The 7,438-nt window shown below is 57.4% G+C and carries 6 protein-coding genes; 2 read left to right on the top strand and 4 right to left on the bottom strand.

Features of this window, described 5'->3' with window-relative positions:
- Positions 1-233 precede the first annotated feature (233 nt).
- From L248_RS11170 to L248_RS11155, 4 genes are all read right to left on the bottom strand, one after another.
- Positions 234-863 carry an NAD(P)-dependent oxidoreductase gene (locus L248_RS11170; protein WP_022530336.1) on the bottom strand — a complete coding sequence of 210 codons (630 nt, stop codon included), beginning with the start codon at positions 861-863 and terminating at the stop codon, positions 234-236.
- 18 nt (positions 864-881) lie between these two features.
- A complete protein-coding gene (locus tag L248_RS11165) occupies positions 882-1,448 on the bottom strand; it encodes a hypothetical protein (RefSeq protein WP_040536495.1) in 567 nt (188 codons plus the stop codon).
- Positions 1,449-1,512: 64 nt separating this feature from the next.
- On the bottom strand, positions 1,513-3,864 hold the full coding sequence (locus L248_RS11160) for an HAD-IC family P-type ATPase (RefSeq protein ID WP_022530334.1): 2,352 nt from the start codon (positions 3,862-3,864) through the stop codon (positions 1,513-1,515).
- A 96-nt stretch (positions 3,865-3,960) separates the two neighbouring features.
- The gene (locus L248_RS11155; protein WP_081701304.1) at positions 3,961-4,950 is read right to left on the bottom strand and encodes an alpha/beta hydrolase; all 990 of its coding nucleotides are present in this window, start codon (positions 4,948-4,950) and stop codon (positions 3,961-3,963) included.
- Positions 4,951-5,095: 145 nt separating this feature from the next.
- On the opposite strand from L248_RS11155, the gene L248_RS11150 reads away from it, so the two are divergent.
- Both L248_RS11150 and L248_RS11145 read left to right on the top strand, forming a co-directional pair.
- Positions 5,096-6,289 carry a cation diffusion facilitator family transporter gene (locus L248_RS11150; protein WP_040536491.1) on the top strand — a complete coding sequence of 398 codons (1,194 nt, stop codon included), beginning with the start codon at positions 5,096-5,098 and terminating at the stop codon, positions 6,287-6,289.
- Between the two features lie 132 nt (positions 6,290-6,421).
- Positions 6,422-7,300 (top strand): metal ABC transporter solute-binding protein, Zn/Mn family, encoded by an 879-nt coding sequence (locus tag L248_RS11145; RefSeq protein ID WP_040536489.1) that lies wholly within the window; start codon positions 6,422-6,424, stop codon positions 7,298-7,300.
- The last annotated feature ends 138 nt before the right edge of the window (positions 7,301-7,438 follow it).

Here is a 7,438-nt window from a genome sequence, read left to right as displayed (position 1 = left end):
GCAAAAACCGCGGTCTTCAAGCTCGGCCTTGTTGTAAATGGTCAAAAACCGACCATTTACAACAATTTCATGGCTGACGCCCGCCAGCCTCCGGGCCCAAATCGCCTACATCTTGCTGGATCGTGAGATCTTCGCGCCACGACGTATTCGCCAGCGGAGCTCGTAGTCACCCGGGCCAGCGCCAGACACTAACCTGCTGACCAATCTGCACAGCCCACAGTCCTCCGGGCCAGTTACCAAGCCACCGCCATCTGGGAGTTAAGATACTGAGGATGCTCCAGCTCGTCGACCACGGCCACGGCGTAGTCCGCCATGGAGATCTCAGAACGGCCGTCAGCATCCCGCAGCAGGATGCCGGCACTGGTCCGGTACGCGCCGGTCTTTGGCCCATCGGCCAGGAACCGTTCCGCCGGGCTGATATAGGTCCACGTCAGCTGCGGCGCCAGATCGAGTACTTGGGTGCTGCGCGCCATGTACATGGACGTGGCGTAGATGCTTTCTGGAAAGTCGGGCGTTTCGTAGAACCGAGTGGTCTTCGTTTCATCTGCAAAACTACTGCCGGCACCGCCCACAACCAGCAAGCGGACGCCGGTGCCTTTTAACAAATTCGCCAGGGCTTCCGCCGCCGTGACATAGAGCCGTTCTTGGCCGCGGGGCGCTCGGTAGGCGGACACCAAGGCGTCGAGCCCGGCGATGTCTGTCGGGGTCATCGCCATGATGTCCGCCTGAATCAATTGCAGCCGGCGATCATGGGCCAGCGTCATGTGCCGAGCAAAGCCCCGCACGCTGTGGCCCCGATCTAATGCTTCAGCCGTGATGAACTTGCCCACCCGGCCGGTGGCGCCAATGACGCCGATTTTCATACGGTTACGGTCCTTTCTCTACGACTTCTGTTCGCCGGGCTGGAGGGCGTTCAGGTGCTGGGTGAGGAACACGCCCAAGGTCTTCCCGCTGATGGCGGCCCGGACCTTGTCGGTGAAGTCCAGGGCGAAGAGCCGGTCAGCGGCGATGATCTGGTCCACCAGTACTTGCGGCAAATCGCGGTAGAGAGAATAGCGATGCCGCTCGGTCTCGTCTTGGTGGAAGAAATGAACGTGATAAACATCCTCGTCAGCGAATTGATACGCCCGGATCTGGACCGGGAAAACACCGGCCGTGTTGCCCCGGTCGACGTATTGGCTGACGACCTCTGTGCTGCCCAGCCGCAACGGCCGGCGTAATTCGGTTAACGCCGCTTCACCCACAGCATTCGCCAGAATAGGCTTGCCTTCGCCTTCTCCGCCTGGCCACAACGTTTCTTCGGGATCGGCAAGGAAAGCCCGGCCAGCGTCGGCCACCTGCCAGGAGATCGTATTCCGGTCGATGGCGACCTGAATTGTCGCGCCCTGGACGGTAATATCCACGGCGGTCTCTTGCCCCGTGGTCGTTTCCAAGTGATAAACGGTCATCGCGATTACCTCTTTCTTTCTCACCCCCAGTGCGGGGGTGCTCGTTACCTGATTGCCACTGTCATCAGCGCCACGCAACGTGGGGCATGATGTAATCACTTAAGACATTCCGCAGAATAATGAAACTGAGGGGCACGGAGACAGCTAACGGAATCCAGAGGAGCAGGGTGCCCGAACCCCAGATGGAGACGAGGGAGAAGAATGATTGGCCGATGGGGAAGAGGAAGATGGCCGCGAAACAGGCCACCAGGACCGCCATCAATAGAATCTTCAACCGGTCGAAAGGCTGTGACACGGCGGCCAGGGCCGTGAACCCCACTAATCCGGTGAGCAGGACGGTGAGGGTGCCCGTGGTGTCCGCGTTCAACCCCAGCAAGCCGCTCATTCCCTGCATCAGCAAGGCATAGGCAATTACGCAGAGGGCACCGGGCGCGGCGGTGATCATCACGTTCTCGTAGAACTTACGGGCAATGGGCCGATAATCTGGCTGCAGGGCCAGGAAGAATGTGGGAATCCCCACGGTCAAAGCAGAAATTGGGGTCAGCTGGATGGGAATAAAGGGATATTCCATACTGAAAATCACACTGATCAGGGTCAGGCCGATGGAATAAATTGTCTTCACCAGGAACAGGGAAGCGACCCGTTCGATGTTGTTGATGACCCGCCGCCCCTCATTGAGGACGAAGATCATGGCGTCGAAGTTAGCATCCAGCAGCACAAAGTCTGCAATTTCCTGGGCGGCATCCGATCCCCCGGCCATCACGATGGCACAGTTGGATTCTCGCAAGGCAAGGATGTCGTTGACCCCGTCGCCGGTCATCCCGACGGTGTGTCCGGCCCGTTGATAGGCTTGTACCAGACTGCGTTTCTGAGTGGGCGTGACCCGGCCGAAGACCGTATAGCGGGCGACTAGCGCATCGAAGTCGGCCGCTTCACCCACGGTACTCATGTCGATGGCCGCAGCGGCGTTGGGAATGCCGGCGCGCCCGGCGACGTTGGCCACGGTCAGGGGATTGTCCCCAGAGATGACTTTGATCGTGACGCCTTGGGCGCGCAAGTAGTCAAAGGTGCCGACTGCTTCTTTCCGCAATTCATCGGCAATATAGACCAGCCCCACCAGCTGCATGTCCGCGGGGGCATCATCCGTGGCCATCACGGTAGTGCTGCGGCCGATGGCGAGGACCCGGAAACCATGATTGGCGGCGTCCGTTATTTCCCGGGAAATATCGTCTGGCAGATCTTTGAACATAAATTCCGGGGCCCCAAAGACGGTCGAGCCATCGCCGAAAGCGGCCGCACTCCATTTACGGGCCGATGAGAAGGGCGTAATGTGCTGGGGGGCCATCATCCGCACTGGTTTCGTTAAGTACTGCTTCAACGCCGTGGCCGTCTGGTTATCATCGTTGATGGTATAGACGGCTTGCGCCAGCCAGTCGCGGATTTGGTCAATGCCGTAGCCGCCCACCGGATTGAGCTGGGTAACGGACAGTTTGCCGGTCGTAATCGTCCCTGTCTTATCCAGACAAAGAATATCGACCCGAGCCAAGGCTTCAATGGCGGATAAGGAACGTACCAGCACCCGCCGCCGGCCCAGATTCATGGCCCCGACAGCGAGGGCGACCGACGTCAACAGCACGAGGCCTTCGGGGATCATCCCGACCATTGCTGCACTGGTCCGCAGAATGGCATGATTGATGGTCCGGCCATGCTGCAAGCCGCGCATGAACAGCAGGATACCCAACGGCACCAGCGCATAAGTGATGAAGCGGATAATCTGGTTGATGGTCCGCAGCAGCTCGCTGCTGTTGTTTTTCTTCTCCTGCTTGGCTTCCTTGGCCAGCTGGTGGACGAAGCTGTCGGCGCCGACGGCCATGACCTGGATGGTGGCGTTGCCACCCACCAAGTAGCTGCCCGACGTGACGGTATCGCCCACACCCTTGCGGATCGGCCGCGACTCCCCGGTGATCGAGGACTCATCCATCTCGATCCCGGCTGTCGCGCGGACGATACCGTCAACGGGCACGGCATCGCCCCGTTTGAGCTGGATTAGGTCATCCAGTACCAGCGCTTCTTGATCAGCCGGCTGGATCTGGCCGTCGCGGACAACGGTACTCGGTCGTTGGGCCAACAGCGAGACGGCGTCGAGCTGCCGCTTGGCCCGAATCTCTTGGAACGTGCCGATGACCGTATTCACGACCACCACCAGCAAGAACAGCAGGTTTTTGTAGGAGCCCGTACTGACGATGAGCACGCCCAGGACGACGTTGATAATGTTGAAGAGCGTGAACAAGTTACCCCGCAGAATCTGCCCAGTGGAACGGGTGAGGGGCTTGGGTGCTGTATTCCGTTCCCCAGCTTGAAGGCGGGCTTGGACCTGGGCGGTCGTCAAGCCAGTCTTCAAATCTGTGGGGGTCATATTACCGGTACGCTTAGCCAAGCGCCGATCACTTCCTATTCTGTAGAGTCTATTCCGATTTTAACATAACGTGTCAGAGAAGCGCTTTAATCGTGCTTACCGACCATATTCATTTAAGAAAGCCGTCACTTTTTGCTGGTAACGCTGGGGGTTTTTCTCCCAGGATTGGGCGTGGGCCGCGCCGGGCACGATCCATAATTCTTTAGGCTGTTTGGCCGCGCGGTAATTCGTATAGACCATCTTCGTTGGTACAAAGGTGTCTTTGGCCCCGTGAATAAACATCATCGGCCGCGTGTTTTTCCTCAGCGCAGTGGGTGCGTCGCCATGGTCGAAGTTATAACCCGCCTTGATCTGGGCGACGATGTTCACGGTGTTGATGAGCGGAAAGGAAGGTAGGCCGAAAAGGGCCTTCAGCTCGTGTGCCAGCTCGTCATGAATCGAAGAATAGCCGCAATCTTCGATGACGGCCTTGACCTGATGGGGCAATTTCTCTCCGCTGACAAACATCACGGTCGCTCCGCCCATGGACACCCCGAACAGGTTGATCTGGGACTGCGGACCATTCTTGGCGATGACCTGCTTGATCCACTTGACATAATCCAGCCGGTCCGGCCAGCCATAGCCGGCGTAATTGCCCTGACTGGCGCCGTGACCCCGGTCGTCGGGGGCCAGCACGTTGTAGCCCATGGTATGGAACATACGGATGTAATTGGCCATATCCTCTTTATCGTTCATGTAACCGTGGGCAACCACCATGGTTTTATTCGTCTTGCGGGCGGCGGGCACGTAGTCTGCCACCAGTTTCAGATCACTGTCTGCAGCGGTCTCGTGCCAGGTGACTTTTTTCGTGGCCGCGAGCCAGCGCTGATTACGGGCCAGCACTGGGTCATTTTTATTGCTGAGGAAGCTTTTCTTCCCCGGGACAAAACCGTAATTGTACATGTAGAGACTGGCACCGGTGAGGACGGCCAGCGCCAGGATGACCAGCACGCTGAGCCAGACCGTGAGTTTCTTCCGCCAGGACCACTTTTTCCGCTTCTTCTGTTGTGCCACACATGCCACTCCCTCAATACCGCACCGCGCCATCGCGGTACGCTAGATAAATAAACTCCTGTTGTTCAGTCTACCAATTTGACGGGTCAGCGCAACTTTGCAAGCTTTTTTACAGAAAGCGCGGGGTGAACCCTGTATAATAGAAGTAGTGCCATTTTTTGAGAAAGGAGTCGATCCCATGGTCGCCAAAAGTATTGAAAGCTTGTACGATAAGCGCCACCCCGCTGCCAGCGAGGAAAAGAAACGCACTGGGCTAGGCAAGGTCGCCGGTTTCGTCGGGCTGCTGTCCAATATCGTTTTGTTCGGCATCAAGCTGGCCATCGGCCTCTTCTCCGGGTCCATCGCCATCATGGCCGATGCCTTCAATAACTTGTCGGACACCGCTGGGTCCATTGTTACCTTGGTCGGCTTCCGTATGGCCGGGATGCGGGCCGACCGGGGCCATCCCTATGGCCATGAACGGTTTGAATATATCAGCGGCATGCTCGTGTCGATGCTGATGATTTTTGCCGGCTTGGATTTCGTTCAGAGCTCCATCGAGAAGATCCAGCACCCCACCAGTGACAACATCACCATCATCGTCTTGCTGACGCTGGTGGCGTCGATCCTCATCAAACTGTGGCAGAATTTCTTTTACCGCGAGATGGGCGCAGCGATTCAATCGGATACCTTGAAGACCACGGCTCTGGATAGTCAGACCGACGTCGTTGCCACCTTCGCGGTGCTGGTCTCGGCCAGCCTTTCTCAATTCGCCCACTTGAACATTGATGGCTGGATCGGCTTGTTCGTTGCCTTGTACCTGATCTACGAAGGCGTTGACAGCATTCGCGGGTCGGTCAACAGCCTGGTAGGAAGCCGCCCGTCGGAGGACGAGGTGCAGAAATACACCGACCAGTTGGCGACGTACGACGACATTCTCGGCTTCCACGACCTGCTCATCCACCATTACGGTCCCACTCAGATCTTCGCCACTGTACACATTGAATTAGATAGCCGCTGGAGTCTGGATCAGGCCCACGAAGCGATTGACAAGATCGAACGGGACTTCCAGAAAAAGCTGGGCGTCGAATTGGTGGCCCACATTGACCCCATCGACATTGATGACCGCCTCACCGCGGAGATGTACGAGCGGCTCCAGACGATCATCAAGTCCATCGGCGGCGGACTGCACACCCATGATTTCCATATTGAACACGGTCCGCACCACACCCGCATCGTCCAGTTCGACGTGGTCGTGCCCGACGATTATCCAGAGGACGATAAGACACTGAATCTGCGGATTCTGGCGGATCTGCGCCGGTACTATCCGAATGTCACCACCGAGATTGATTTCGACCACAACTACATCGGCCACGACCACACCGCTTTATGAGTGCTTACATTTGAATAGATGTTCATGTGCGCATACTTGCACGCACACTTTTTCAAACACGGTATACTGGGACACAGACTTTCAGAAAAGAGGCCTGCGTCCCTTTTCTCACGTCATAGGAGGAAACTATTCATGCGTAAATTGCTTAAGCCCTTACTGGTATTGCTGGCCGGTGCGCTGCTGATTCTGACCGGGTGCAGTCAGCAGGGCAATGCCAGTGCCGCCAAGAAGATTACTTACGTGACCAGCACGGACTTCTATGCCGAACCGGCGGCTGCCGTGCTGGGCAGCCACGGCAAGGCGGAACCGATCATTCACAGCACCAGCGTGGATCCCCATGACTTCCAGCCGACCACGGCGGACGGCAAGGTCGTGGCTGGCGCCAACGTGGTCCTGGTCAACGGCTTGGGTTACGATCACTGGCTGAATAAGCTGGCCGCCAACAGTTCTGCCAAGCTCCTCACTGTGGCCAGCATCGTTGGCGCCAAGAATGGCGACAACGAGCACCTCTGGTACCGGCCGGAGACCATGAGCAAAGTCGCCGATGCGCTGGTCAAGGAATTCAGCAAGCTCCAGCCCCAGAACAAGAAGGATTTCCAAGCCAACGCCGCCAAGTATAAGAAAGAGCTGGCCAAGCTGACACCGCTGATCAATGCCAAGAAGACGACCAACAATGGGGCAGTCGCTGTCACCGAGCCGGTCTTCGGCAATATGCTGGATGCCTTGGGCTACAAGGTAATGGACAATGCCTTCGCCAATGCCACCGAAGACGGCAACGACCCCTCCACGGCGGTCTATGCCAAGGTGGAGAAGGCCATCAAAGACAAGTCGATCAAGTTCTTCGTGGTCAACACCCAGACGACCAGCAAGGTGATCACGCAGTTGACTAAACTGGCGGAGCAGAACAAAGTGCCCGTCGTGCGGGTCACGGAGACGAAGCCGAAGGGCCTGGACTACGTGCAATGGATGAGCAAGCAGCTGAAGGAAATCCCCGCCAGCGCCAGTAAGTAACGTGCTTGACAGAGTTCACTGAGTTGCAAAAACGAAGCTGAAGCGATGGGATTCGCTCCAGCCTCGTTTTTCGTTGTCGTATTGTTCGCTGGGCCCGGCGATTTGAGCCCTCCGGCTGGCTGGGCGTGGAACGGGTTA

Origin of the sequence: Schleiferilactobacillus shenzhenensis LY-73, from assembly GCF_000469325.1 — a bacterium.
Taxonomy (GTDB): domain Bacteria; phylum Bacillota; class Bacilli; order Lactobacillales; family Lactobacillaceae; genus Schleiferilactobacillus; species Schleiferilactobacillus shenzhenensis.
The sequence above is the reverse complement of the archived record's forward strand: the minus strand, read 5'-3'. Positions and strand labels throughout refer to the sequence as shown.

Coding starts and splice junctions, on each gene's coding strand:
- L248_RS11155 (WP_081701304.1), bottom strand. CDS start 4,950: ATGGCGCGGTGCGGTATTGAGGGAGTGGCATGTGTGGCACAACAGAAG.
- L248_RS11145 (WP_040536489.1), top strand. CDS start 6,422: ATGCGTAAATTGCTTAAGCCCTTACTGGTATTGCTGGCCGGTGCGCTG.
- L248_RS11160 (WP_022530334.1), bottom strand. CDS start 3,864: ATGACCCCCACAGATTTGAAGACTGGCTTGACGACCGCCCAGGTCCAA.
- L248_RS11170 (WP_022530336.1), bottom strand. CDS start 863: ATGAAAATCGGCGTCATTGGCGCCACCGGCCGGGTGGGCAAGTTCATC.
- L248_RS11150 (WP_040536491.1), top strand. CDS start 5,096: ATGGTCGCCAAAAGTATTGAAAGCTTGTACGATAAGCGCCACCCCGCT.
- L248_RS11165 (WP_040536495.1), bottom strand. CDS start 1,448: ATGACCGTTTATCACTTGGAAACGACCACGGGGCAAGAGACCGCCGTG.